The 23,603-nt window shown below is 68.0% G+C and carries 21 protein-coding genes; 5 read left to right on the top strand and 16 right to left on the bottom strand.

Annotation, left to right across the window (positions count from 1 at the left end; all coding sequences use genetic code 11):
- Window positions 1-6 precede the first annotated feature (6 nt).
- Entirely contained in the window at window positions 7-822 is an 816-nt protein-coding gene (gene cysE, locus ACRAQ3_RS08620; RefSeq protein ID WP_269397161.1) for a serine O-acetyltransferase, read from the top strand.
- A gap of 34 nt (window positions 823-856) precedes the next feature.
- On the opposite strand, the gene ACRAQ3_RS08615 is transcribed toward cysE, so the two are convergent.
- Complete coding sequence (locus ACRAQ3_RS08615) at window positions 857-1,753, bottom strand: DMT family transporter (protein ID WP_432254327.1); 897 nt, start codon at window positions 1,751-1,753, stop codon at window positions 857-859.
- Window positions 1,754-1,867: 114 nt separating this feature from the next.
- The gene (locus ACRAQ3_RS08610; RefSeq protein ID WP_432254326.1) at window positions 1,868-4,114 is read right to left on the bottom strand and encodes a pyrroloquinoline quinone-dependent dehydrogenase; all 2,247 of its coding nucleotides are present in this window, start codon (window positions 4,112-4,114) and stop codon (window positions 1,868-1,870) included.
- 301 nt (window positions 4,115-4,415) lie between these two features.
- Here ACRAQ3_RS08610 and ACRAQ3_RS08605 point away from each other — a divergent pair, with 301 nt between their 5' ends.
- The gene (locus tag ACRAQ3_RS08605) at window positions 4,416-4,847 is read left to right on the top strand and encodes a carboxymuconolactone decarboxylase family protein (protein ID WP_432254325.1); all 432 of its coding nucleotides are present in this window, start codon (window positions 4,416-4,418) and stop codon (window positions 4,845-4,847) included.
- A 100-nt stretch (window positions 4,848-4,947) separates the two neighbouring features.
- On the opposite strand, the gene ACRAQ3_RS08600 is transcribed toward ACRAQ3_RS08605, so the two are convergent.
- From ACRAQ3_RS08600 to ACRAQ3_RS08570, 7 genes are all read right to left on the bottom strand, one after another.
- Window positions 4,948-6,321 (bottom strand): pyruvate dehydrogenase complex dihydrolipoamide acetyltransferase, encoded by a 1,374-nt coding sequence (locus tag ACRAQ3_RS08600; protein ID WP_432254324.1) that lies wholly within the window; start codon window positions 6,319-6,321, stop codon window positions 4,948-4,950.
- 12 nt (window positions 6,322-6,333) lie between these two features.
- The gene (locus tag ACRAQ3_RS08595) at window positions 6,334-7,734 is read right to left on the bottom strand and encodes a pyruvate dehydrogenase complex E1 component subunit beta (RefSeq protein WP_432254323.1); all 1,401 of its coding nucleotides are present in this window, start codon (window positions 7,732-7,734) and stop codon (window positions 6,334-6,336) included.
- 3 nt (window positions 7,735-7,737) lie between these two features.
- On the bottom strand, window positions 7,738-8,784 hold the full coding sequence (gene pdhA, locus ACRAQ3_RS08590; protein WP_269397167.1) for a pyruvate dehydrogenase (acetyl-transferring) E1 component subunit alpha: 1,047 nt from the start codon (window positions 8,782-8,784) through the stop codon (window positions 7,738-7,740).
- Window positions 8,785-8,949: 165 nt separating this feature from the next.
- Window positions 8,950-9,246 carry an FtsB family cell division protein gene (locus ACRAQ3_RS08585; RefSeq protein WP_085897328.1) on the bottom strand — a complete coding sequence of 99 codons (297 nt, stop codon included), beginning with the start codon at window positions 9,244-9,246 and terminating at the stop codon, window positions 8,950-8,952.
- Between the two features lie 160 nt (window positions 9,247-9,406).
- On the bottom strand, window positions 9,407-10,336 hold the full coding sequence (locus ACRAQ3_RS08580) for a class I fructose-bisphosphate aldolase (RefSeq protein ID WP_432254322.1): 930 nt from the start codon (window positions 10,334-10,336) through the stop codon (window positions 9,407-9,409).
- A 126-nt stretch (window positions 10,337-10,462) separates the two neighbouring features.
- Window positions 10,463-11,290 carry an SDR family NAD(P)-dependent oxidoreductase gene (locus ACRAQ3_RS08575; protein WP_432254321.1) on the bottom strand — a complete coding sequence of 276 codons (828 nt, stop codon included), beginning with the start codon at window positions 11,288-11,290 and terminating at the stop codon, window positions 10,463-10,465.
- Window positions 11,287-12,477, bottom strand: coding sequence for a phosphoglycerate kinase (locus tag ACRAQ3_RS08570; protein ID WP_432254320.1), 1,191 nt, complete (start codon window positions 12,475-12,477; stop codon window positions 11,287-11,289). Before ACRAQ3_RS08570 ends, ACRAQ3_RS08575 begins: the two co-directional genes overlap by 4 nt.
- 119 nt (window positions 12,478-12,596) lie before the next feature.
- Here ACRAQ3_RS08570 and ACRAQ3_RS08565 point away from each other — a divergent pair, with 119 nt between their 5' ends.
- Window positions 12,597-13,103: a peptidylprolyl isomerase gene (locus tag ACRAQ3_RS08565; RefSeq protein WP_085897324.1), complete on the top strand. Its 507-nt coding sequence runs from the start codon at window positions 12,597-12,599 to the stop codon at window positions 13,101-13,103.
- Window positions 13,096-13,641 carry a peptidylprolyl isomerase gene (locus ACRAQ3_RS08560; RefSeq protein WP_432254319.1) on the top strand — a complete coding sequence of 182 codons (546 nt, stop codon included), beginning with the start codon at window positions 13,096-13,098 and terminating at the stop codon, window positions 13,639-13,641. Before ACRAQ3_RS08565 ends, ACRAQ3_RS08560 begins: the two co-directional genes overlap by 8 nt.
- 44 nt (window positions 13,642-13,685) lie before the next feature.
- Here the strand turns inward: ACRAQ3_RS08560 and ACRAQ3_RS08555 are convergent, their stop codons facing one another.
- The 7 genes from ACRAQ3_RS08555 to ACRAQ3_RS08525 all read right to left on the bottom strand — a co-directional run bounded on the left by ACRAQ3_RS08555 (window position 13,686) and on the right by ACRAQ3_RS08525 (window position 21,495).
- Window positions 13,686-14,795 (bottom strand): sensor histidine kinase, encoded by a 1,110-nt coding sequence (locus ACRAQ3_RS08555; protein WP_432254318.1) that lies wholly within the window; start codon window positions 14,793-14,795, stop codon window positions 13,686-13,688.
- Window positions 14,796-14,868: 73 nt separating this feature from the next.
- Window positions 14,869-16,272, bottom strand: a complete 1,404-nt coding sequence (locus ACRAQ3_RS08550) for a protein adenylyltransferase SelO (protein WP_432254317.1) — start codon at window positions 16,270-16,272, stop codon at window positions 14,869-14,871.
- Window positions 16,273-16,395: 123 nt separating this feature from the next.
- The gene (locus tag ACRAQ3_RS08545) at window positions 16,396-17,325 is read right to left on the bottom strand and encodes a nucleoside hydrolase (RefSeq protein WP_432254316.1); all 930 of its coding nucleotides are present in this window, start codon (window positions 17,323-17,325) and stop codon (window positions 16,396-16,398) included.
- Window positions 17,326-17,412: 87 nt separating this feature from the next.
- On the bottom strand, window positions 17,413-17,979 hold the full coding sequence (ilvN, locus tag ACRAQ3_RS08540) for an acetolactate synthase small subunit (RefSeq protein ID WP_085897319.1): 567 nt from the start codon (window positions 17,977-17,979) through the stop codon (window positions 17,413-17,415).
- A gap of 4 nt (window positions 17,980-17,983) precedes the next feature.
- Window positions 17,984-18,196, bottom strand: coding sequence for an ion channel (locus ACRAQ3_RS08535; protein ID WP_432256271.1), 213 nt, complete (start codon window positions 18,194-18,196; stop codon window positions 17,984-17,986).
- A 280-nt stretch (window positions 18,197-18,476) separates the two neighbouring features.
- The gene (locus ACRAQ3_RS08530; protein WP_432254315.1) at window positions 18,477-20,255 is read right to left on the bottom strand and encodes an acetolactate synthase 3 large subunit; all 1,779 of its coding nucleotides are present in this window, start codon (window positions 20,253-20,255) and stop codon (window positions 18,477-18,479) included.
- Between the two features lie 289 nt (window positions 20,256-20,544).
- Entirely contained in the window at window positions 20,545-21,495 is a 951-nt protein-coding gene (locus ACRAQ3_RS08525; RefSeq protein WP_269397176.1) for a YihY/virulence factor BrkB family protein, read from the bottom strand.
- A 173-nt stretch (window positions 21,496-21,668) separates the two neighbouring features.
- On the opposite strand from ACRAQ3_RS08525, the gene ACRAQ3_RS08520 reads away from it, so the two are divergent.
- The gene (locus tag ACRAQ3_RS08520; RefSeq protein WP_432254314.1) at window positions 21,669-23,546 is read left to right on the top strand and encodes a PhoX family protein; all 1,878 of its coding nucleotides are present in this window, start codon (window positions 21,669-21,671) and stop codon (window positions 23,544-23,546) included.
- Window positions 23,547-23,603 lie beyond the last annotated feature (57 nt).

Here is a 23,603-nt window from a genome sequence, read left to right as displayed (position 1 = left end):
ATGGCGATGGCGAAACCACAGGCGCAGCTGGCCGAGATCGATCCGGTCTGGAGCCGCATTCGCAGCGAGGCCGAGGAGGCGATCGCGGCCGAGCCGCTGATGGGCGGGCTGATCCATTCGAGCGTGCTGCATCACCAGAGCTTTGCCTGTGCGCTGGCCTACCGGCTGTCGCTGAAGCTCGCCTCGGACGAGATGCCGGCGCAGATCCTGCGCGAGATCATCGACGGCGCCTATGGCGCCGAGCCGGAGCTGGTGGTCTCGGCCCGCGCCGATCTCGTCGCCACATACGAGCGCGACCCGGCCTGCCACCGCTTTTTGCAGCCGCTCTTGTACTTCAAGGGCTACCAGGCGATCCAGGCCTACCGGCTCGGCCATTGGCTCTGGCAGGAGGGACGGCTCGACCTCGCCTATTTCGTGCAGATGCGCGTCTCCGAGACCTTCGGCGTCGACATCCACCCGGCGGCGCGGATCGGGCGCGGCGTGATGATCGATCACGCCCATTCGGTGGTGATCGGCGAGACGGCGGTGGTCGGCGACAACGTGTCGATGCTGCATTCGGTGACGCTTGGCGGCACCGGCAAGGAAGAGCAGGATCGCCACCCCAAGATCGGCAACGGCGTGCTGATCGGCGCGGGCGCCAAGGTGCTGGGCAACATCCGCATCGGCGACTGCTCGCGGATCGCCGCCGGTTCGGTGGTGCTGATCGACATCCCGGCCTGCAAGACCGTGGCGGGCGTGCCCGCGCGGATCGTCGGCGAGGCGGGCTGCGCCCAGCCCTCGGTGTCGATGGACCAGACCTTCAAGGGCGACGAACGGGGCTGAGCGCCATGGGCGGCCTTCGGGGCCGCCCGCCGCCTCAGCCCTCTGAGGGCAGCGGCGCCTGCGGGCGGCGTACCGGCCAGACCTCCAGCACCCCGGCGCAGAGCACCAGCGCCCCGCCCGCGAGCTCCAGCGGCCCCAGATGCTCGCCCGCGAGCCACGCGGCCGATAGCGCGCCGACCAATACTTCGGACATCAAAAGGATGCCGGTGCGCGCCGGTTCCAGCCGGGTGGTGGCCCACATCAGCCCGGCCATGAAGACCCCCCACCACAGCCCGCCGGTGACGCCCGACCACAGGAGGGCCGGGGCGATCTCGACCCCGGGACCGGGAAGCGGCCCGAACAGCGGCGCGATCGCCAGCGCGCCCGCGCTCGCGCCCGTGGCGAAGACGAAGGCGGCCTCGGGCGGCGCCAGCGCCGGGCGCAGCCGGATGCCGGTGGTCGAGACCGACCACATGAGGCCCGAGGCCAGCGCCAGCCATTCGCCGGCACCGCGCGGCAGCGGCCATTCGCCGTCAGCGCCGAGCATCACCGCCAGTCCCGCCAGCCCCGCCGCGATCGCCACAAGCCGCAGCCTCGGCGTGTGCCAGCCAAGCAGGCGGCCGATCAGCGTGCTCCAGACCGGGGTGAGGAAGAACAGCAGGATGATGATCGCGACCCGGCCATAGACGAAGCCCACCGAGTAGAGCATGAAGGCCGCGCCGCCGAGCGCCACCGAGGCCAGGGCCCAGGGGTCGGCATGGCGCAGCCGCCCGCGCGCCAGCGCGGCGGGCGCGAGCAGCACCGTCGCGGCCAGCGTGATCGCGAAGGTGCCCCAGGCGCCCGAGAGGCCGATCTCCTCGAGCCTTCGGACCGGTAGCCAGTAAAAGCCCCAGAGCACGCCCGAGGCGACCACGAGCAGGCTGGCGACGCGGCGGGTGGTCTCATCGGTCAAGGGCGCGGCTCTCCCGGCAGGACGGGATCGGCATCGCGACGGGCGGGTCGGACGCGTTCCGACCGTGGCAGGCGGCCGGATCCGCCCGGCGCGTGCCTTGCGACGGCCATGGGGTCAGTCCTCCAGCATCGGCAGCGCGAAGGTGATCAACTGGTCGCCGACCTGCGGCTTGAGGATCGGGTTGCCGCCGGCGACGAAGCTCACATATTGCCGCCCCTCATGCTCGTAGACCGCCGGGATGGCGACGGCCGGCGCCTCGACCCGCCATTTCCACAGCTCCTCGCCCGAGGCGGCCGAGAGCGCGCGGACATGCGCGTCCATCGAGGCGCCGATGAAGATCACGCCGCCCGCCGTCACCGCCGGGCCGCCCAGCGTCGGGCTGCCCCAATCCTCGGGCGCGTAGAAGCCCCATTGCTGGGTCTGGCCGAAGGGCCGCTCCCAGAGCTGCTCGCCGGTGTCGAGGTCATAGGCGAGGATCGTGCCGAAGGGCGGCTTCCAGCAGGGCAGGCCCAGAGGCGTCAGGAAATTCGTCAACTCGAACCCGTAGGGCACGCCCTCCTGCGGGTAGAAGCCCTGCTCGGCGCCGCTTTCGCCCGCGATCTCCTCGTATTCCTCGCGCGGGATCATCCGCAGGATCTGCGCCACCTTCTGGGTGTTCACGTAGAAGGTGTTGCTCTCGGGATCGAGCGCGCCGCCGCCCCACTGCATGCCGCCCGCCGTGCCCGGATACATCAGCGTGCCCTTGCCTTCGGCGGTGGGCGGCGTGAACAGCCCCTCGTAGCGCAGCTCTTCGAGGGTGCGCGAGCAATAGCCGAAGCTCGCCAGATCGGCGAGCCACCAGATGCCGGGCCATGTGTCGTAGGTATTGGTGGGCTTCGGCACGTCGTAGAAGGGCTGCGTCGGCGCCGCCTCTTCGCCCGGCAGGTCCGAGGCGGGGACGGGCCGTTCCTCCATGCCGAAGACCGGCTCGCCGGTCTCGCGGTTCAGCACGTAGAGCATGCCCTGCTTGGAGGTCTGGATCAGCGCCGGGATGACCTCGCCGTCCCGCTCGATGTCGACGAGGGTGGGGGCGGCGCCTGTGTCGTAATCCCAGATGTCGTGATGCACGAGCTGGCGCGACCAGATGATCTCGCCCGAATTGGTGTCCACCGCGGTCACGCTCGTCGCCAGTGGCAGCTCCTCGGTGCGGTTGCCGCCGTAATAGTTGGGCGAGGGCGAGGAGACCGGCATGTAGATGATGTCGCGCTCGGGATCGACGGTCATGTGGGTCCAGACATTGGCGGTGCCGGTGCGGTCCCAGAGCTCCTTGGGGATGAAGTTCACGGTCCAGTCGAGCTCGCCGGTCTTCGCGTCCACCGCGAAGACGGTGCCCGGAGGGGCCTGCGCGCTTTCCCAGTCCTTGCCGGCCCAGCCGATGAACAGGCGGCCCTCATGGGCCACCGGCGGCTGCAACAGCGACAGCGGCCAGCGGTCGTTGGTGTCGTTCCACTGGTTCACGTCGAGCACGCCGCCCTCGGCGAAGTCCTCGCAGGGCTGGCCGGTATCGGCGTCGACGGCGTGCAGCTTGGCGTCCATCGTGCCGATATAGACGCGCTTGGCGCAGGTGCCGCTGGCGCCCGGCTCCTCCCAATAGGTGACGCCGCGGTTCTTCAGCGCGGGCTGGGTGAGGGCTTCGAGCCGGGCCTGGCTGTCATAGGACCAGAGCTCCTCGCCGGTGGCGGGGTCGAGGGCGAGGATGCGGTAAAAGGGGGTGCCGACATAGAGCGTCTCGTTGGCATAGACCGGGGTGGCGGACCAGACGGTCTGCGGCAGATCGCCCGAGCCGTCAGAGACGTCGCCGGTCTCGACCTCCCAGACCGGCTCCAGCAGGTGCACGTTGGCGGCGGTGATCTCGGTCAGCGGGCTGTACTTGCGCGCCTGCAGGTCGCCGTGAAAGCCGGGCCAGTCCTGCGCGCGCGCCTCGGGCGCATGGGCGAGGGGCAGGGCCAGCAGCACCAGAGCGGCGGTTCGGCGGTCGTGGCCCTTGCGGGAGACGAGGTTCCAGATGGCGCCGATGGTGGCGAGGATCATCGACCACATCGCGATGTCCTGCATCAGGAAATAGGCGGCCAGCGCCGTCAGCGCCGCGCCCAGAAGCGTGAGCCATTTCAGCGTGAGGTTCAGCCAGTAGGGCATCCATTTGAACAGGACCAGCGCCGAGGCCACCGCGACCGCCAGCGCCCCGAACAGCGCCAGCCCGGCGCCGACGCTGCCCGCGACGCCGCTCTCGGGCCGGAAATAGGCGATCGCCAGCGCCACGCTCGCGACGATGGCGGCGATCAGGGTCAGGCCGATGCCCGGCTGCTTGTCACGATAGGTCATTCGGTTCCCTCACTTTTACCTCAGGGAAACGCGAGGTCGGGCGGCGGGTTCCTGCCTGCGCCGAGGGAACGAGGGAACGACGGCGCATCGCCCATGAAGAAGGAAGGTCGCGCCGAAGGAAGGCAACGCGCCGGGGTTCATGATGCTGGACGACTAGGGCGCAGCAACGGCTCCAAGTGCATCGCGCACCAATACGTGGTAGACTCGTGAACAGACTCGCGGAAATTTTCGGCCTTCGCCGAAAACATCTTGGCGACTGGCCCTGATCCGACATCTTCAGAAGCTCATGGGAGGATACGCCATGAAACGCATGATGATGGCCATCGCGGTCGCATGCGCCGGGGGGATGGCCGGCGCACAGGAGGCCCAGGAGGCGATGCCCGACGCATCGGGCGACCAGGGACCCCCGGAATTCTTCCGCAGCATCTATCCCGAACATGCCTTCGACGAGGCGATGGCACTCTACAGTGCCCTTGGCGGCGAGGGGGCGGAACTCGACGCCAAGACCCGCGAGCTTGTCGCGCTCGCGGTCGCCGCGCAGATCCCCTGCGATTACTGCGTCTATGCCCACAAGAAGAATGCGATGAGCGCGGGCGCGACGGAAGCCGAGGTCCGGGAGGCGGTGGCGACCGCCGCCAATGTCCGCATGTGGAGCACGATGCTCAACGGGATGGATTACGACTTCGAGGCGTACAAGGCCGAGCATGACGAGAGGATGCCGCCGACCAACTGAGGCGACCGATCGAACTGGCCGACCGCTGCGACACGGACGCGAAACGCAAAGGGGCCGCACCCTTGTGGTGCGGCCCCTTCGAACGGCGTGACGCGACCTGTCAGGCCAGCATCATCATCGGGTTTTCCAGCGCCTCGGCGATTTGTTTGAGCAGTTCCGCCCCCAGCGCGCCGTCGATCACCCGGTGATCGACCGAGAGCGTCACCGACATCACCGTCGCCACCTCGATCTCGCCCGCGTCGTTGACCACCGGCTTCTTCACGCCGGCGCCGACCGCGAGGATCGCGCCGTGCGGCGGGTTGATGACGGCGTCGAAATTGTCGATGCCGAACATGCCGAGGTTGGAGATCGCGAAGCTGCCGCCCTGATATTCATGCGGCGCGAGCTTCTTGTCGCGGGCCCGCTTGGCGAGGTCCTTCATCTGGCTCGACAGCGACGAGAGCGAGCGGCTTTCGGCGTCGCGCAGCACCGGGGTGAAGAGACCGCCTTCGATCGCCACGGCCACCGCCACGTCGGACGGCTTGAGCTTCAGCACCCGGTCGCCGGCCCAGACGGCGTTGGCGTCCGGCACCGCCTGCAGCGCGAGGGCCGAGGCCTTGATGATGAAGTCGTTGACCGAGAGCTTCACGCCGCGGGCTTCGAGCTGCTTGTTCAGCTGCGAGCGGAATTTCAGCAGCGCGTCGAGCTTGATGTCGCGGCGCAGGTAGAAATGCGGGATGGTCTGCTTGGCCTCGGTGAGACGCGCCGCGATGGTGCGACGCATGCCGTCGAGCTTGACCTCCTCGAACTCGCGATCCGCGTACATCTTGCGGATCTGCTCGGCCTGCACGCCGGGGGCGGCGGGGGCCGCCACCGGGGCCTTGTCGGCCTTGTCGGCCTGCGCGGCGGGGGCCTTTTCGGCCTCGGCCGCGGCGGGCTTCTGGCCGGGCTTGGCGCTTTCGACATCGGCCTTGACGATGCGGCCGTTCGGGCCCGAGCCCTTGATCTGGCTCAGGTCGAGGCCCTTGTCGGCCGCGATCCGCCGCGCCAGCGGCGAGGCGAAGACGCGATCGCCGGAGGCGCCCGACGAGGCCGGGGCGGCGTCGCCACCCTTGGCCTGCTGCGCGGCACCGGCATCGTCGCCATAGCCCTTGGCGGGCGAGGTCTCGGCCTTGGGCGTGGCGGGTTCGGCGTGGCTGTCGGCGTCGCCCTTCTTGGGTTCGGTCGAGGCGTCGATGTCGTCGGCGCTCTCGCCATCCTCGAGCAGCACGGCGATGGGGGTGTTGACCTTCACCCCCTCGGTGCCCTCGGCGATCAGGATCTTGCCGACGACGCCCTCGTCGACGGCCTCGAACTCCATCGTCGCCTTGTCGGTCTCGATCTCGGCCAGAAGGTCGCCGGAGGAGACGTTGTCACCCTCCTTGACCAGCCATTTCGCGAGCGTGCCTTCCTCCATGGTCGGCGACAGCGCGGGCATCAGGATTTCCGTTGGCATGTCTCGCGCCCCTTACTTGTAGGTCACTTTGCGCACCGCCTCGACGACCTCGTCGGTCGTCACCAGCGCGTGCTTCTCGAGGTTGGCCGCATAGGGCATCGGCACGTCCTTGCCGGTGCAGTTGATGACCGGCGCGTCGAGATGGTCGAAGGCCTCCTGCATCAGCACGTTCGAGATGTAGCCGCCGACCGAACCCTGCGGCCAGCCTTCCTCGACGGTGACGCAGCGGTTGGTCTTCTTGACGCTCTCGATGATCGCGTCGGTGTCCATCGGCCGGATCGTGCGCAGGTCGATCACCTCGGCCTCGATCCCGTCCTGGGCCAGCTTCTCGGCCGCCTCCAGCGCATAGGTCATGCCGATGCCGAACGACACGATGGTGACGTCCGTGCCCTCGCGGGCGATGCGCGCCTTGCCCAGCGGAATGGTGAAATCGTCCAGCACCGGCACCTCGAAGGAACGGCCGTAGAGGATCTCGTTCTCGAGGAAGATCACCGGGTTGGGGTCGCGGATCGCGCTCTTGAGCAGGCCCTTCGCGTCGGCGGCGGAGTAGGGCATCACCACCTTGAGGCCGGGGATCTGCATGAACCAGGCGGCGAAGTCCTGGCTGTGCTGCGCGGCGACGCGGGCGGCGGCGCCGTTCGGGCCGCGGAACACCATCGGCGCGCCCATCTGGCCGCCCGACATGTAGAGCGTCTTGGCGGCCGAGTTGATGATCTGGTCCATCGCCTGAAGCGCGAAGTTGAAGGTCATGAACTCGACGATCGGGCGCAGCCCGCCGAAGGCGGCGCCGACCGCGATGCCGGTGAAGCCGTGCTCGGTGATCGGCGTGTCGACCACGCGCTTGGGGCCGAACTCGTCGAGGAGGCCCTGGCTGATCTTGTAGGCGCCCTGGTACTCGCCGACTTCCTCGCCCATCAGGAAGACGTTGTCGGCGCGGCGCATCTCCTCGGCCATCGCGTCGCGCAGCGCTTCGCGGACCGTGGTGGTCTTGGTCTCGGTGCCCTCGGGCCAGTCCGGGGTGCGCGGCGGCTTCGGCGCGGCGGCGGCGGGCGAGGCGGCGGCGGGGGTGTCGGAGGGCAGGGTGTCCTTGGCCTTGGTCTCCTCCTTGACCTGCGTCTTGGCGTCGTCGCCCTTGTTGGCGCCGGCGCTCTCGGCGGCGGAGGCGTCCTCGCCCTCCTCGAGCAGCACCGCGATCGGGGTGTTCACCTTCACGCCCTCGGTGCCCTCGGCGATCAGGATCTTGCCGACGGTGCCCTCGTCGACGGCCTCGAACTCCATCGTGGCCTTGTCGGTCTCGATCTCGGCCAGGATGTCGCCGGAGGAGACGGTGTCGCCCTCCTTCACGAGCCACTTGGCGAGCGTGCCTTCCTCCATGGTCGGGGAGAGGGCGGGCATCAGAATTTCGGTCGCCATGGATCAGGCCTCCTGCGGGGCTTCTTTAGCGTAGATGTCGGTCCAGAGTTCCTCGAGCGCGGGCTCTGGGCTCTCCTTGGAGAACTCGGCGGACTCGTTGACGATCTCCTTGATCTCCTTGTCGATCGCCTTGAGGTCGTCCTCGGTCGCGTGCTGGCCCGAGAGCAGCACCTGCCGGATCTGCTCGATCGGGTCGCGCTCGTCGCGCATCTTCTGCACTTCCTCGCGCGAGCGGTACTTCGCGGGGTCGGACATCGAGTGGCCGCGGTAGCGGTAGGTCTTGATCTCGAGGATGTAGGGACCCTTGCCCTCGCGGCAGTGGCCCACGGCGCGCTCGCCGGCTTCCTTCACCGCCAGCACGTCCATGCCGTCGACTTCCTCGCCCTTGATGCCGTAGGCGGCGCCGCGCTCCCACAGGGAGGGGGACTTGGTCGAGCGCTGGACGCTCGTGCCCATCGCGTACTGGTTGTTCTCGATCACGAAGACGACCGGAAGCTCCCACAGCTGCGCCATGTTGTAGGTCTCGTAGACCTGGCCCTGGTTCGCAGCGCCGTCGCCGAAATAGGCGAAGGTCACGCGGCCGTTCTCGAGATACTTGTCGGCGAAGGCGAGGCCGGCGCCGATCGGCACCTGCGCGCCGACGATGCCGTGGCCGCCATAGAAGTGCTTTTCCTTCGAGAACATGTGCATGCTCCCGCCCTTGCCCTTCGAGTAGCCGCCCTCGCGGCCCGTGAGCTCGGCCATCACCCCCTTGGGGTCCATGCCGCAGGCCAGCATGTGGCCGTGGTCGCGATACGAGGTGACCCGCTTGTCGCCTTCCTCGGCCGCGGCCTCGAGCCCGACCACCACGGCCTCCTGGCCGATATAGAGGTGGCAGAAGCCGCCGATCAGACCCATGCCGTAGAGCTGGCCCGCCTTCTCCTCGAAGCGCCGGATCAGCAGCATTTCGCGGTAGTAGTGCTTCAGCTCTTCTGCGGGGATGTTGGAGCCCTTGGGGGCAGGATTGGAACCCTTGGCGGGGCCTGTGTCGGAGGTCTTCCGGGTCGCCATGGCGTCTCCCTTCGCGCTGTGACGGATAGTTTAGCCTTGAACTATCACTTACAGAAGTTGGGCCGGATGCAACAGGGCAATTCGGCCATGCGCGGAATGACGGCGGCCGCGCCCGGATTTCCCGGCGCGGCGCAGCAAAACAAGGCAGCCGGGGCTGCCGCAGGGTCAGCGGATGACGATCTCGTCGGCGCGGATCATGCCGAGCACCTCGCGGGCGCGGGCGTCGAGCAGGTCGAGATCGAGATAGCGGTCGGAGAGTCGGCGGGTCAGATTCTCCATCCGCGCCACTTCCTCGCGCAGGCTGGCGAGTTCCTTCTCCAGGCCCCGGGCCTCGGCCTCGACCTCGGCCCGGCGGAACACGCCGTAATCGCCCTGAACGGCGGCAAAGGTGAAGTAGAGACCGATCAGCAGCATGCCGATCAGGTAGAGGGCGGGGCCCAGAGAAGGGGTGCGTTTCAACATCACTCGTGCCTCGTGTGCCACCTCTTGGGTCGGGCGGCTGCGACCAGTATGCCACGAAAAAGGCGGCGGAAACATCGCGTTTCCGCCGCCTTGGCGCCTTATTGCCGGAGACCGTGACCGGATTGCCGCTTTGGCGCAGTCGATCCGGTCAGGCTGTCCCTCAGGCCTTGCCCAGATAGATGTCCTGCAGCTTGCCGAGCATCTCCAGCGCCTCGGCGCGCGGACGCTGGAACGAGTTGCGGCCGATGATCGAGCCGTTGCCGCCGCCGTCGCGGATCGCGCGGGCGTCGTCATAGACCGAATCCGCGCCCTTCTTGGCGCCGCCCGAGAACACCATCAGACGGCGGCCGCCGAAGGCCGACTGCACGCAGTGGCGTACCCGCGTCGCCTGGGTCGAGATGTCGATGTTCTCGGCCTCGTAGACCTTCTTGGCCTCGGGCAGCGACAGGTGATCGGTCGAGAGCTTGATCTTGATGACATGGGCGCCGATCAGCGCCGCGATCTGCGCGGCATAGGCGGCGATGTCGATCGCAGTCTCGCCGTCCTTGTCGAGCGCCTCGCCGCGCGGGTAGGACCAGATCACGGTGGCCACGCCCTTGGCGGCGGCCTCCTTGCGCATCTCGACGATCTCCTCGAACATCTCGAGCGCGCAGTCCGAGCCCGGGTAGATCGTGAAGCCGATCGCCGAGCAGCCCAGCCGCAGCGCGTCATCGACCGAGGCGGTGACGGCCTGGTTCTTGCCGGCGGTGCCGGACATCAGCGAGTTGGCGCTGTTGCATTTCAGGATGGTCGGGATCTGGCCGGCGAAGCTGTCGGCGCCCGCCTCGATCATGCCCAGGGGCGCGGCATAGGCGTTGAGCCCGGCATCGATGGCGAGCTGGTAGTGGTAATGCGGGTCGTAGCCCTCGGGGTTGGGCGCGAAGCTGCGGGCCGGGCCGTGCTCGAAGCCCTGATCGACCGGCAGGATGATCATCTTGCCGGTGCCGCCCAGCTTGCCCGCCATCAGCATCCGGGCGAGGTTGGCCTTCACGCCGGGGGTCTCGCCCTCGTAGTTGCGAAGGATGTCGCGGACGGTTTCGGTGGTCTGCATGGGGAGCCTTTCGGTTTGCGGTTGCGGCAAACCTAGGGCTCCGCCCGGCGGCTCACAATCCTGTTAGCGCCACCGGGCGGCACTGTTAGCGCCACCAAACCCCCGTGATCGCACGGGGTTTCGGGATCAGCCCCGGCCGTAGGCGCGGCCCGCGATCCGCGCGGTCAGGCCGCGCGGCAGCACCCGCCCGGCAAGCGCCGCGATCCGCGTCATGCCGCCGGGAACCACGGTCTGGCGCCCCGCCAGCATCGCCTCCCAGCCGGCCTGCGCCACGTCGCGGGCCCGCGCCGGGCGCATCGGGCCCGAGGGACCGCCCGCCGCCATGCCGGCCGCCTCGAAGAAGCCGGTATCGACCGGGCCGGGGCAGAGCGCGGTGACCGTGACGTCGATCTCCTCGCCCGAGAGCTCGCTCGACACGGCGTCCGAGAGCGACAGCAGGTAGGCCTTGGTGGCGTGGTAGACCGCCATGCCGGGGCCGGGGATGAAGGCCGCGACCGAGGCCACGTTCATGATGTGGCCGGCGCCCTCCTTGCGCATATGCGCGACGGCGGCCTGCATCAGCACGGTGGCGGCCGAGACGTTGACCGCGACGAGGGTCTCGACCTCCTCGGTGCCGCCATCGCCGAAGCGGCGCTGCAGCCCGAGGCCCGCATTGTTGACGAGGATCTCGATGCGACGGCCCTCGGAGGCCTCGCGCCACAGCCGCTCGGCGGCGCCGGGGCGGGCGAGATCGGCGGGGATCACCACCACCTCGACGCGCTCGCGCAGTTCGGTGGCCAGCGTCTCGAGCTTGTCCTCGGAGCGGGCCGAGAGGATCAGCCGGCGGCCGCCGCGCGCGGCGATGCGGGCGAATTCGACGCCGAGACCGGAGGAGGCGCCGGTGATCAGCGTCCAGCCGCGGCTTTGCGGGACCAGGTCGGTGCGGGCGTGGTTCATCTGCGTGCTCCCGCTCATGCGCCCAGCGCCTTCACGCCCGGAAGCACCTTGCCTTCCATCCATTCGAGGAAGGCGCCGCCCGCCGTCGAGACGTAGGAGAAGTCCTGCGCCACCCCCGCGGCGTTGAGCGCGGCCACGGTGTCGCCGCCGCCCGCGACCGAGACCAGCTTGCCGGCCTTGGTCAGCTCGGCCGCCTTCTTCGCCGCCGCGACGGTGCCGCGGTCGAAGGGCTCGATCTCGAAGGCGCCCAGCGGCCCGTTCCAGACCAGCGTCTTGGCGTTCTCGAGCGCCATCTCGACATGCGCGACGCTGTCGGGGCCGGCGTCGAGGATCATCGCGTCGGCGGGCGTGTCCTCGGCCTTGACCGTCTCGCTCGCGGCGCCGGCCTTGAACTCGCGCGCCACCACGACATCGCGCGGCAGCAGGATGGTGCAGCCCTTGTCGGCGGCCTTCTGCGCGATCTCCTTCGCGGTCCCGGTCAGGTCGTGCTCGCACAGCGACTTGCCGACATCGAGCCCCTGGGCCGCGAGGAAGGTGTTGGCCATGCCGCCGCCGATCACCAGCGTGTCGACCTTCTCGACGAGGTTCGACAGCAGGTCGAGCTTGGTCGAGACCTTGGCGCCGCCGACCACGGCGACGACGGGGCGTTCGGGGTTGCCCAGCGCCTTGTCGAGCGCGGAAAGCTCCTCGGCCATCAGCCGGCCGGCGCAGGCGGGCAGCAGCCGCGCCAGCGCCTCGGTCGAGGCATGGGCGCGATGCGCCGCCGAGAAGGCGTCGTTGACGTAGAGATCGCCCAGATGCGCGAGCTTCTCGGCGAATTCCAGCTCGTTCTTTTCCTCGCCGGGGTGGAAGCGGGTGTTCTCGAGCAGCAGCACCTCGCCGTCGCTCAGCGCGTCGACCGCCGCCTGCGCCGCGTCGCCCACGCAATCCTCGGCGAAGGCGACCTTGCGGCCGAGCTTTTCCTCGAGCGTCGGCACGATCTGCTTCAGGGACATCTCGGGCACCACGCGGCCCTTGGGCCGGTCGAAATGCGCCAGCAGGATCACCCGGCCGCCCTTGTCCGCGATGTCGTTCACGGTGGGCAGGATGCGCTCGATCCGGGTCGCGTCGGTGACGCGGCCCGCTTCGACCGGCACGTTCACGTCCACCCTCACGAGGGCCCGCTTGCCCGCGAGGTCCATCTCGTCGATCGTCTTCCAGCCCATGCGGCGTCCTTTCCGTTTCGCGTTGGCGAATAGGTAGCGCCGGGGGCCCGGGCTCTCAAGCCATTGGCTTAGTCGTCGCACGGCCTTATGTCGGGAGCAAAGCAGCAGGAGGACCGGCGATGGCCGAGATCAAGGACCCCGAGAACACCATCATCATCGAGCTGAAGGACGGCCGCGTGGTGATCGAGCTTCTGCCCGACGTGGCGCCGAAGCACGCCGAGCGCATGAAGGAGCTGGCCCGCGCCGGCGCCTATGACAACGTCGCCTTCCACCGCGTGATCGACGGCTTCATGGCGCAGACCGGCGACGTGCAGCACGCCAACATGGAAAAGGACTACAACCCGCGCCGCGCCGGCACCGGCGGCTCGGACAAGCCGGACCTGCCGGCCGAATTCTCCAAGCTGCCGCATGACCGCGGCACGCTGGGCGCGGCGCGCTCGGCCAACCCGAACTCGGCCAACTCGCAGTTCTTCATCAACTTCAAGGACAACCACTTCCTCAACGGCCAGTACACCGTCTATGGCCGGGTGATCGAGGGGATGGAGCATGTCGACGCCATCACCAAGGGCGAGCCGCCGGCGAATCCCGACCGGATGATCAGCGTGAAGGTGGCCGCCGATGCGTAAGCTCGCCGTTCTGCTGGCGCTCACCGCCGGCCCCGCCGCCGCCACCGGGCTCGAGATCGACGTCGCGGGGCAGGCCAATGGCACGATCAAGATCGACCTGCTCGAAGAGGTCGCGCCGAACCACGTGGAGCAGATCACCGCGCTGGCGCGCGAGGGCGCCTATGACGGGGTGATGTTCCACCGCGTGATCGACGGCTTCATGGCGCAGACCGGCGACGTCGAGTTCGGCGGCGAGGGCGGCGACGCCGCCATGGCCGGCATGGGCGGCTCCGAACGCGACGATCTGGAGGCCGAGTTCTCGGACATCCCGTTCGAGCGCGGCACCGTCGGCATGGCGCGCAGCCAGGACCCGAACTCGGCCAACAGCCAGTTCTTCATCATGTTCGCCCCGGGCGATTTCCTCAACGGCCAGTACACGGTCGTGGGGCAGGTCACCGAAGGTCTCGAGGTGCTCGACGCGATCAAGCGCGGCGAGGGTCCGAACGGCGCGGTGATCGGCGAGCCCGACGTGATGCGCGAGGTGCGCGTCACCGAGTGACGCGCGCCGGCGTCGCGGCCCCATGCGCGGGCCGCGGCGCTTCGCTAGTCGTGAGGCAGCAGCCGCGGTGCCGGAAAGCGCACCTCGATCGCGGTGCCGCCCGCGCCGCTTTCGCGGCGGATCTCGCCGTTGATCCGGGCCACCGAGGCATCGATGATCTGCCGGCCGAGGCCACTGCCGCCCCCGGGTTCGGCCCGCAGGCTGTCGCTGCCGACGCCGTCATCGGCAACCGTGAGCCGACCCATCGCCCCGTTCAGCTCAAGCGTCACCGTGATCCGTCCCGCGCGCGCCTGCGGAAAGGCGTGCTTGGCGGCGTTGGTGATCGCTTCGCTGACCAGCAGCGCCAGCGAGGTCGCGACCTCGGAGCGCACCAGCATCGGCACGAGGCTGTGCGAGATCACCACGTTGTCGGGCAGGCTGTTGTCGAGATGGCGGAAGATGTCGGGCAGGAACTGGTGCAGCGCGATCTCGTTGCGGGCCGAGACCTTGTGCAGCTCGGCATGCAGGAGCGCGATCGCCGAAAGCCGGTCGATCGTCACCGCGAGCGCGTCGCGGGTCTCGTCGCTCTGCGCCTGCGCGCGCTGGATCCGCACCATTGCGGTGACCATCTGCAGCGAATTCTTGACCCGGTGGTCGACCTCGTTGGCCAGCGTCTCCTGCACCGCCAGCGCCCGGCGCAGCTCCATGCGCCGCGTCACCTGACGGGCGAGGATCACCAGCAGGCGCTTGGTCTCATCGGACAGGCGGCGCGGCTTGCGGTCGAGGATGCACAGGGCGCCGATCGGCGTGACGTCGTTCAGCTTGAGGATGGCGCCGCCATAGTAGCGGATCGCCTCGGGGCCGGTGACCAGCGGGTTGTCGCAGGTGCGCGGATCGGTGGCGGTGTCCTCGATCTCGAGGAAATCGGGCCCGGTGAGGCCGTGCGAGCAGATCGACTCGTCCATGCTGTAGTCGCGCTGCTCGGTGCCGAAGGCGGATTTCGCCCATTGCCGGTCGGTGCTCACCAGCGTGACCAGCGAGATCGGCGCGCCGCAGATCTCGGCCGCATAGGCGGTGATCTCGTCGAAATCCGCCTCGTCCTCGCTGTCCATGATCCCGAGCGAGCGGATCGCGTCCGCCCGCCGCTCGGCCGAGTGATCGGAAACGTCTTTCACAGGCGGCCTCTTGGTCGGGACCGGCATGGATCGGCGGGTCCTGTCGGAAAAATGGCGAATGATCCGGTCGCTTTTACGTGCCACAGAAAGTTTTGTCGACCTTTTCGTGTTCCTGCGGTGGCGCTACGTAACGTTCCGCCAGCGCCGGATCCGGGTCGAATGGCCGGGTCACGACACCCAGCATTTCGTGGAACGGAGCGTGATCGCCGGCCATGGCGGCGGTGATCGCGGCCTCGATCCGGTGCAGACGCGGCACGACCACCGGGTTGGCAGCGGCCGCGATGCCGAAATCGGGCCCGCGCGCGCGCCACCGGGCGATCCACTCGGGGGAGGCGCCGGTACGTTCCGGCGCATCCTCGGCCAGTGCCCGGAAGCCATTGGTGAAATCGGTCTCGGCGCCGGTCATGGCCGTGAGCAGCCCCTCGATCAGAGGGCGATCCTCGGGGCGCGGGTCCGGCAGGCCGAGCTTGGCCCCGAACCGGGCAATCCACGCCTCCTGGTAGAGATCCGCGAAGCGGTTGATGATCGCGGTGAAGTCGTCGACAGCGCGTTGCTGGTCCGGCATCAGCGGCACCAACGCGGTGGCGAACTGCGCGATGTTCCACAGCGCCACCTGCGGCTGATTGCCGTAGGCATAGCGGCCATAGGCGTCGATCGAGGAAAAGACGCGGCCCGGGTGGTAGGCATCCATGAAGGCGCAGGGGCCGTAATCGATGGTCTCGCCGGCGACCGAGCAGTTGTCGGTGTTCATCACGCCGTGGATGAAGCCGAGGCTCATCCACTGCGCGATCAGATCGGCCTGCCGCGCCACCATCTGCGCCAGCATCTCGGGCACCGAACCCGCCTCGGGGTAATGCCGCGCCATGGCGTGATCGGCCAGCGCGCGCAGCCCCTCCAGATCGCCGCGCGCCGTGAGGATCTGGAAGGTGCCGACACGGATATGGCTTTGCGCCACGCGGGTCAGCACCGCGCCGGGCAGGGCGGTTTCCCGGATCACCTCCTCGCCGGTGGTGACGGCGGCGAGCGCGCGGGTGGTCGGCACGCCGAGCGCGTGCATCGCCTCGCTCATCAGATATTCGCGGATCACCGGGCCGATCCAGGCACGGCCGTCGCCCATGCGGGAATAGGGCGTGCGCCCCGATCCCTTGAGCGCGATGTCGCGGCGGATGCCGTCCGGGCCCACCACCTCGCCCAGAAGGATCGCGCGCCCGTCGCCCAGCTGCGGGTTCCAGTTGCCGAACTGGTGCCCGGCATAGAGCTGGGCCAGCGGCGCCGCGCCCTCGGGCACGGCGTTGCCCGAGAACATCGCCAACCCTTCCTCGGAACGCAGCGCGTCCGCATCGAGCCCGAGCTCGCGAGCGAGCCCGTCATTGAGGGCGATCCAGCCCGGTGCCGCCACGGGGACCGGCGCCTGCCGCGTGAACAGGCGGTCGGGCAGGCGGTCATAGGAATTGTCGAAGGCGATGTGCAGGCTCATGCACCCGATCTATGCCGTCGCGCCGCCGAACCAAGCGGAGCGCCGCCGATTTTGGCGTCGCGGGCCACTTTGTTCCTCAAATACGCATGGCGGCCGGGTGGTGGCAGGCGCGCCAGAGGTCGGTCAGAGCCGCCCGATCCGCTCGGTCAACAGTTCGAAGAAGCCGTCGCGATCGACATCGCCGATGAACAGCGCGTTCGCGGGCCGGTCGGTGACGCCCCACCAATCGGCCACGGTCATGCCCAGCGTCAGCTCCGAGCCGGTCTCGATCTCGACATTGATCTCGCGGCCCTTGAAGAGCTCGGGGCGCAGCAGCCAGGCGATGACGCAGGGGTCGTGCAGCGGCGCGCCCTCCGAGCCGTATTTCGCCACGTCGAAACGTTCGAAGAAATTGGTCCAGCTCGCCACCACCTCTCCGATCCGGCCCATGCCGCGCATCGTGGCGATCCAGTCTCTGGAGGTCAGCGCCTTGTGCGTCGCATCGAGCGGCAGCACGGTGATGGGGCGGCCGCAGCCGAAGACGATCTTCGCGGCTTCGGGGTCGACATAGATGTTGAACTCGGCCGCGGGGGTGATGTTGCCGCCCTCGAAACAGCCGCCGCCCATCAGCACGATGCGCCGTACCCGCTCAACGATGTCGGGCGCGCGTTGGAACGCCGTGGCGATGTTGGTGAGCGGCCCGAGCGGGCAGAGCGTGACGCTGTCCGGGGCCTCGCGGCGCAGCGTCTCGATGATGAAATCGACGCCGTGCTGCGCTTGCAGGGGCAGGGTCGGCTCGGGCAGGGCGATGCCGTCGAGGCCGGTCTTGCCATGCACGTGCTCGGCGGTGACGAGAGGGCGCGCGAGCGGTGCGTCGCATCCGGCGAAGACGGGGGTGTCGCGGCCCGCGAGCTCCACCACCTGCCGCGCGTTGCGCTGGGTCAGGTCGAGCGGCACGTTGCCGGCGACGGCGGTGATCCCCAGCAGGTCGATCTCGGGCGAGGCCAGCGCCAGCAGGATTGCCACGGCGTCGTCCTGGCCGGGATCGGTGTCGATGATGATCTTCTGCGCCATGCGGTCCTCCGTCGCTCAGGCCCACAGCAAGGCAGGAACGCCGCGCGGGGGCAAGCCTCGCGCGGCGTCAGCGTGTCCGCGCAGGTTTCAGACGCGCGCCTCGGGGCCGCGCGACAGGGCGGCGACGCCGGTGCGGGCCAGCTCGGTGAGGCCCAGGGGCCGCATCAGATCGGCGAAGGCGTCGATCTTGTCCGGGGTGCCGGTGATCTCGAAGACGAAGCTTTCGAGCGTTGAGTCGACCACGTTGGCGCGGAAGATGTCGGCGAGGCGCAGCGCCTCGACCCGGTGCTCGCCCTCGCCGCGCACCTTGAACAGCGCCAGCTCGCGCTCGACCGTGGGGCCCTCGACGGTGAGGTCGTGCACCTCGTGCACCGGCACGATGCGCCCCAGCTGCGCCTTGATCTGTTCGATTACCTGCGGCGTGCCGGAGGTGACGAGGGTGATCCGCGACATGTGACCGGTATGGTCGATCTCGGCCACGGTGAGGCTTTCGATGTTGTAGCCGCGGCCCGAGAACAGGCCGATCACGCGGGCCAGCACGCCGGGCTCGTTCTCGACGATCACCGCAAGGGTGTGGCGCTCCTCAACGTCGGAGAAGGTGGAGCGCAGATTGTAGGCGGAGTGGCTGGTCGAGCCTTCCTTGATGTTCAGCATGGCATTAAGTGCCTTTCGTTTTATTGATCAAACTAGCGATAAATATCCCTAGAAGAACGTATCCACTCAGAGCGGAAATAACGGATAAGTGGCGACACCATCCAACCGGCACCACATCGCCGTATACCAATGTCGTAAAAGAAGAATAGGAGAAGTATATGATGTCCCAAGGCGAAACCATCGTTCCTGCCTTAAAGCACGACCCATACAAGTCCATCGTCAGATACAAGTGACAGAAGCTCATGGGTGCAGCTACTAGAGCCGTAGCTGCAAGAATTATTGGTGTGCCATCGCCAGTGTCCTCACGCATCAGGGTTACGCTCCCGAGAACGCAAAACCCCAATGCTAAAAGACTAAGCAGCCCCGCAGGCCAGTCAATCCATGGTGATATTCTTCCGTTTGCGGCATCGTTAGCAAACCGAAAGTAATTCGCAAACGAAAGAAAAACCAAGGACAGCGCGAAATACTTTGCGATACGAGGGTCGCTCAAGTCCATTTTACACCAGCACCGCGCCGCCGGCTTCGATGGCGTGGGCGGTGGACACCTCGCCCATCAGCATCTCGTTATGAGCCTTGCCTGAGGGGATCATCGGGAAGCAGTTCTCGTGCTTCTCGACAAGGCAGTCGAAGATGACCGGGCCGTCATGATCGAGCATCTCCATGATCGCGTCGTCGAGATCGGCGGGATCCTTGCACAGGATGCCCTTGGCGCCGAAGGCCTCGGCGAGCTTGACGAAATCGGGCAGCGCCTCGGACCAGCTCTGGGAATAGCGCTCGCCATGCAGCAGCTCCTGCCACTGGCGCACCATGCCCAGACGCTCGTTGTTGAGGATGAACTGCTTGACCGGCAGGCGATACTGCACCGCGGTGCCCATCTCCTGCATGTTCATCAGCCATGACGCCTCGCCGGCGACGTTGATGACGAGGCTGTCGGGATGCGCCATCTGCACGCCGACCGAGGCCGGGAAGCCGTAGCCCATCGTGCCGAGGCCACCAGAGGTCATCCAGCGGTTCGGATCCTCGAAGCCCAGATATTGCGCGGCCCACATCTGGTGCTGGCCGACCTCGGTGGTGATGTAGCGGTCGCGGTCCTTGGTCAGCGCCTCGAGCCGCTGCAAAGCGTATTGCGGCTTGATCACCTTGTCGGAGTTGCGGAAGGCGAGGCAGTCCTTGGATCGCCATTCGCCGATCTGCGCCTGCCATTGCGCCAGCGCCTCGCGATCGGTCTTGCGGCCGCCCGCCGACCACGCCTCGAGCAGATCCTTCAGCACGTGGGCGACGTCGCCGATGATCGGGATGTCGGTGCGGATCACCTTGTTGAGCGAGGAGGGGTCGATGTCGATATGGGCGCGGATCGAGTTCGGCGAGAAGGCGTCGATGCGGCCGGTGATCCGGTCGTCGAAGCGTGCGCCGATGCAGATCAGCAGGTCGCAGCCATGCATCGCCATGTTGGCCTCGTAGAGACCGTGCATGCCGAGCATGCCGAGCCACTGCTCGCCCGAGGCCGGGTAGGCGCCGAGACCCATCAGGGTCGAGGTGATCGGGAAGCCGGTCGCCGCGACCAGCTCGCGCAGCAGCTTCGAGGCCTCGGGCCCGGAGTTGATGACGCCGCCGCCGGTGTAGAAGACCGGGCGTTTGGCGGTCTCCATGGCCCGCGCCAGCGCCTCGATCGCGGCGCGGTCGCCCTTGACGGCGGGCGCGTAGCGGGTCGAGCGGGTTTCCTTGCCGCCATAGCTGCCGGTGGCGAACTGCACGTCCTTGGGGATGTCGACCAGCACCGGGCCGGGACGGCCGGCGGTGGCGACGTGGAACGCTTCGTGCAGCGTTTGGCCCAGCCGGTCGGTCTCCTTCACCAGCCAGTTGTGCTTGGTGCAGGGGCGGGTGATGCCGACCGTGTCGGCCTCCTGGAACGCGTCTGAGCCGATCATGAAGGTCGGGACCTGGCCCGACAGCACGACGATCGGGATCGAATCCAAGAGCGCGTCGGTCAGGCCGGTGACGGCGTTGGTGGCGCCGGGGCCGGAGGTGACGATCGCGACGCCGGGCTTGCCGGTCGAGCGGGCATAGCCTTCGGCGGCGTGGATCGCGCCCTGTTCGTGGCGCACCAGCACGTGGCGGATGTCGTTTTGCTGGAACAGCTCGTCATAGATCGGCAGCACCGCGCCGCCGGGATAGCCGAACACCGTGTCGACGCCCTGATCCTTCAGCGCCTGCACGACCATCTTCGCGCCCGTCATCTGCCTGCCGGTCTGCGCCGATTGCGTCTGCCCTGTCATCGTGCCGTTTCCCTGTCTGTCTGTCGCGCCCTGCGCACAAAAAAGCCCCCGGTGATCCGGGGGCGCATGGTCGACCGTCATGGTCCCTGCCGTTACCGGCCCACGCGCCCTGCCTCACCGATTACAAGAAGGAGATCCATCTTCTCCGGTCCTTTCCGTTCCGCCCGCGCAGATATGCACGGGCGGGCGCGGGGGTCAACCGCAAACGGCGGAGAAAATGTCGCGGACCGCACAGCGCGAGAAACTTTCTTAACGCTTCGCGGTCATTCAGGGTCGATCCGCAAAGGATTCAGCTCTGCGCGGCGGGTTTTCCGGCCTCGGCCTTGGCATCTTCCATGAGGGGGTCGTTCCTGGCGTCCTCGGGCTGCGGGTCGTGCTTGGCCTGACGCTCCATCTCGCTGTCGAACTCGGCGCCCATCAGCACGATGAAGGAGGACAGCCAGAGCCACATCAGCAGCACGATCACCCCGCCCAGCGCGCCGAACGTCTCGTTGTAGCCGCCGAAGTTGCGGACGTAGAAGGCGAAGCCCAGCGATCCCACCAGCCACAGCAGGCAGGCCAGCGCGGCGCCCGGCGTGATCCAGCGCCATTTCTTCTCGCCCCGGTCGGGGCCGTAGCGGTAGAGGATGGCCAGCCCCAGCGCCACGAAGACCAGCAGCACGGGCCAGCGCACGATGTTGATGATCAGCTCGGTCGTGGCGCCCCAGGGCAGCACGCCCAGCACGGCGGGCAGCAGCGCGGCCACCGCGACGATCAGCAGGAAGCCGAGGATCATGCCCAGCGTCAGCGCCAGCTTCACGAGGTTGAACTTCACCAGCCCGCGGCTCTCCTCGGCCTCGAAGGCGACGTTGAGCCCCTCCATCAGCGACTGCACGCCCTTGGAGGCCGAATAGATCGCGACGAGGATGCCGAAGACCGCGGCGAGGCCGAGACCGCCTTCCTCGGAGCCCGCGACCTCCTGCGCCTGACCCAGCACGATCTCGGCGGCCTGCTGCGGCAGGAATCCGGAGAGGCTTTCGAGCTGGTTCACCACGGTCGAGGGTTCGAAGAACAGCCCGGCGATGGCCATGGCGGCGACGATGCCGGGAAAGATCGCGAGCAGGCCGTAGAAGGCGCAGCCGGCGGCGATCAGGCTGACATGGTCGTCGCCGATCTCGGAATAGACCCGCTTGAGGGTGGCGAACCAGCCCGGCTTGTTGATGTCGCCCGGATGGGCATCTGGGTTCTTCGCGTGCGCCATGTCGGGCCTCCGATGATGTCTGTCGACACGTCAACGTGAAAGCACCGGGGCCGTTCCCGCGGGTTCCCGCCGAAACCGACCTTGATACAAAACTCTCACAAAACCGTCGCATCCCCTTCAAGGCCGGGCACTAGCAGGGCGGCACAAGCCGTCCGGCAACAAGGGGACATGCCATGAAGCGCTTCAACATCAACAAGATTAGCTGGGACGAGCTCGACGAGCTGCGCCGGCCGACGCCCGAGACCACCGATTTCGACCGCGTCGTCGCGGGCGCGGTGTCGCGTCGCGGCTTCCTGTCGGGTCTGGTGGCCTTCGGCTCGGGTGCCGCCGTGATGGGCTCGGGCATGCTCAGGGGATCGACGGCGCTGGCGCAGGGGGGCTCGCGCTTCGCCTTCACCCCGATCGCGGCGCAGACCGATTTCACCATCCACGTCCCCGAGGGCTACGAGTGGAAGACCGTGGCGAGCTGGGGCGACCCGCTGTTCTCGGACGCGCCCGCCTTCGACCCGCAGACCGGCACCACGGTCGAGGGCCAGGCCCGCGCCTTCGGCGAGAACACCGACGGCATGGAGCTGTTCTCGATCGATGGCCGCGAGGTGATCGCGGTGAACCACGAATACGCCAATCTCGACATCAACCTGCCGCAGAACGACGAGGGCGCGCCGGTCTCCGCCGATGACGTGCGCAAGATCCAGGACGCGCAGGGCGTGGCGGTGTTCGAGGTGGCCGAGGGCGAGAACGGCTGGGAGATCGTGGTCGACAGCCCCTACAACCGCCGCATCACCCACAACACGCCGATGCGCATCGCGGGCCCCGCCGCCGGTCACGACCTGCTCAAGACCGAGGCCGATCCCACGGGCACCGAGGCGCTGGGGACTTTCAACAACTGCGGCGCCGGCCGCACGCCCTGGGGCACCTACCTGACCTGCGAAGAGAACTTCAACGGCTATTTCGGCTCGACCGATGCGGCGTTCGAGCGCCCCGAGGGCTTCGACCGCTACGGCATCGAGCTGGAATCGGGCTACGACTACGAGATGTTCGACGCCCGCTTCGACATCTCGAAGACCCCCAACGAGCCGAACCGCGCCGGCTACGTGGTCGAGATCGACCCCGCCGACGCCAGCTCGACCCCGGTGAAGCGCACCGCGCTGGGCCGCTTCAAGCACGAGAACGCCGAGGTGACGCTGGCCGCCGACAACCGCGTGGTGGTCTATCTGGGCGATGACGAGCGCGGCGAGTTCCTCTACCGCTACGTCTCGAACGGCACCTACGAGGAGGGCGGCGACACCTCGACGCTGCTCGATGACGGCCAGCTCTACGTGGCCCGGTTCCACGAGGACGGCACCGGCGAATGGCTGGCGCTGACCCCCGAGGCCACCCGCATGGATCGCGCGATGATCCACATCCACACCCGTCAGGCCGCCTCGGCCGTGGGGGCCACCACCATGGACCGCCCCGAATGGGTCGCGGTGAACCCGGCGAAGGCCGAGGCCTACTGCGCGCTCACCAACAACAAGAACCGCGCCGTGAAGCCCAATGCGGGCGGCGACGAGACCCCGGCCACCGGGCCGAACCCGCGGGCCGAGAACAATTACGGCCAGATCGTCCGCTGGCGCCCGACCGGTGAGGATCACGCCGCCGATGGCTTCGACTGGGATCTCTACGTGATGGCCGGCAACCCCGAGGTGCATGACGACGCCTATGCGGGCTCGGACAACGTCACGCCGGGCAACATGTTCAATTCGCCCGACGGGATGAAGTTCGACAGCAAGGGCATGCTGTGGATCCAGACCGACGGCGACGACAGCAACGAGGGCGACTTTGCCGGCATGGGCAACAACCAGATGCTCTGCGGCGACCCGGAGACGGGCGAGATCGCGCGCTTCATGACCGGGCCGAACGGCTCCGAGGTCACCGGCGCGACCTTCTCCACCGACCGGAAGACCATGTTCGTGGGCATCCAGCACCCGATGAACTTCCCCGACCCCGAGGCGCTGCCGCGCTCCTCGATCGTCGCGATCCGCCGCACCGACGGCGCCGTGATCGGCTGATCGATCCGCCGATCGGCGAGGTGGGGGCGGCCCGGAGCGATCCGGGCCGCCCTTTTC

Source organism: Limimaricola sp. AA108-03, from assembly GCF_050847355.1.
GTDB lineage: Bacteria > Pseudomonadota > Alphaproteobacteria > Rhodobacterales > Rhodobacteraceae > Limimaricola.
This window is presented reverse-complemented; position numbering and strand designations above follow the sequence as displayed.

Bases quoted from the DNA above. Each gene is read 5' to 3' on its own strand.
- ACRAQ3_RS08535 (WP_432256271.1), bottom strand. From the start codon at position 18,196: ATGGACTTGTATGGGTCGTGCTTTAAGGCAGGAACGATGGTTTCGCCT.
- ACRAQ3_RS08605 (WP_432254325.1), top strand. From the start codon at position 4,416: ATGAAACGCATGATGATGGCCATCGCGGTCGCATGCGCCGGGGGGATG.
- cysE (WP_269397161.1), top strand. From the start codon at position 7: ATGGCGAAACCACAGGCGCAGCTGGCCGAGATCGATCCGGTCTGGAGC.
- ACRAQ3_RS08545 (WP_432254316.1), bottom strand. From the start codon at position 17,325: ATGGCGCAGAAGATCATCATCGACACCGATCCCGGCCAGGACGACGCC.
- ACRAQ3_RS08560 (WP_432254319.1), top strand. From the start codon at position 13,096: ATGCGTAAGCTCGCCGTTCTGCTGGCGCTCACCGCCGGCCCCGCCGCC.
- ACRAQ3_RS08530 (WP_432254315.1), bottom strand. From the start codon at position 20,255: ATGACAGGGCAGACGCAATCGGCGCAGACCGGCAGGCAGATGACGGGC.
- ACRAQ3_RS08610 (WP_432254326.1), bottom strand. From the start codon at position 4,114: ATGACCTATCGTGACAAGCAGCCGGGCATCGGCCTGACCCTGATCGCC.
- ACRAQ3_RS08575 (WP_432254321.1), bottom strand. From the start codon at position 11,290: ATGAGCGGGAGCACGCAGATGAACCACGCCCGCACCGACCTGGTCCCG.
- ACRAQ3_RS08595 (WP_432254323.1), bottom strand. From the start codon at position 7,734: ATGGCGACCGAAATTCTGATGCCCGCCCTCTCCCCGACCATGGAGGAA.
- ilvN (WP_085897319.1), bottom strand. From the start codon at position 17,979: ATGCTGAACATCAAGGAAGGCTCGACCAGCCACTCCGCCTACAATCTG.
- ACRAQ3_RS08520 (WP_432254314.1), top strand. From the start codon at position 21,669: ATGAAGCGCTTCAACATCAACAAGATTAGCTGGGACGAGCTCGACGAG.
- ACRAQ3_RS08600 (WP_432254324.1), bottom strand. From the start codon at position 6,321: ATGCCAACGGAAATCCTGATGCCCGCGCTGTCGCCGACCATGGAGGAA.
- ACRAQ3_RS08580 (WP_432254322.1), bottom strand. From the start codon at position 10,336: ATGCAGACCACCGAAACCGTCCGCGACATCCTTCGCAACTACGAGGGC.
- ACRAQ3_RS08525 (WP_269397176.1), bottom strand. From the start codon at position 21,495: ATGGCGCACGCGAAGAACCCAGATGCCCATCCGGGCGACATCAACAAG.
- pdhA (WP_269397167.1), bottom strand. From the start codon at position 8,784: ATGGCGACCCGGAAGACCTCCGACACAGGCCCCGCCAAGGGTTCCAAT.
- ACRAQ3_RS08550 (WP_432254317.1), bottom strand. From the start codon at position 16,272: ATGAGCCTGCACATCGCCTTCGACAATTCCTATGACCGCCTGCCCGAC.
- ACRAQ3_RS08565 (WP_085897324.1), top strand. From the start codon at position 12,597: ATGGCCGAGATCAAGGACCCCGAGAACACCATCATCATCGAGCTGAAG.
- ACRAQ3_RS08570 (WP_432254320.1), bottom strand. From the start codon at position 12,477: ATGGGCTGGAAGACGATCGACGAGATGGACCTCGCGGGCAAGCGGGCC.
- ACRAQ3_RS08585 (WP_085897328.1), bottom strand. From the start codon at position 9,246: ATGTTGAAACGCACCCCTTCTCTGGGCCCCGCCCTCTACCTGATCGGC.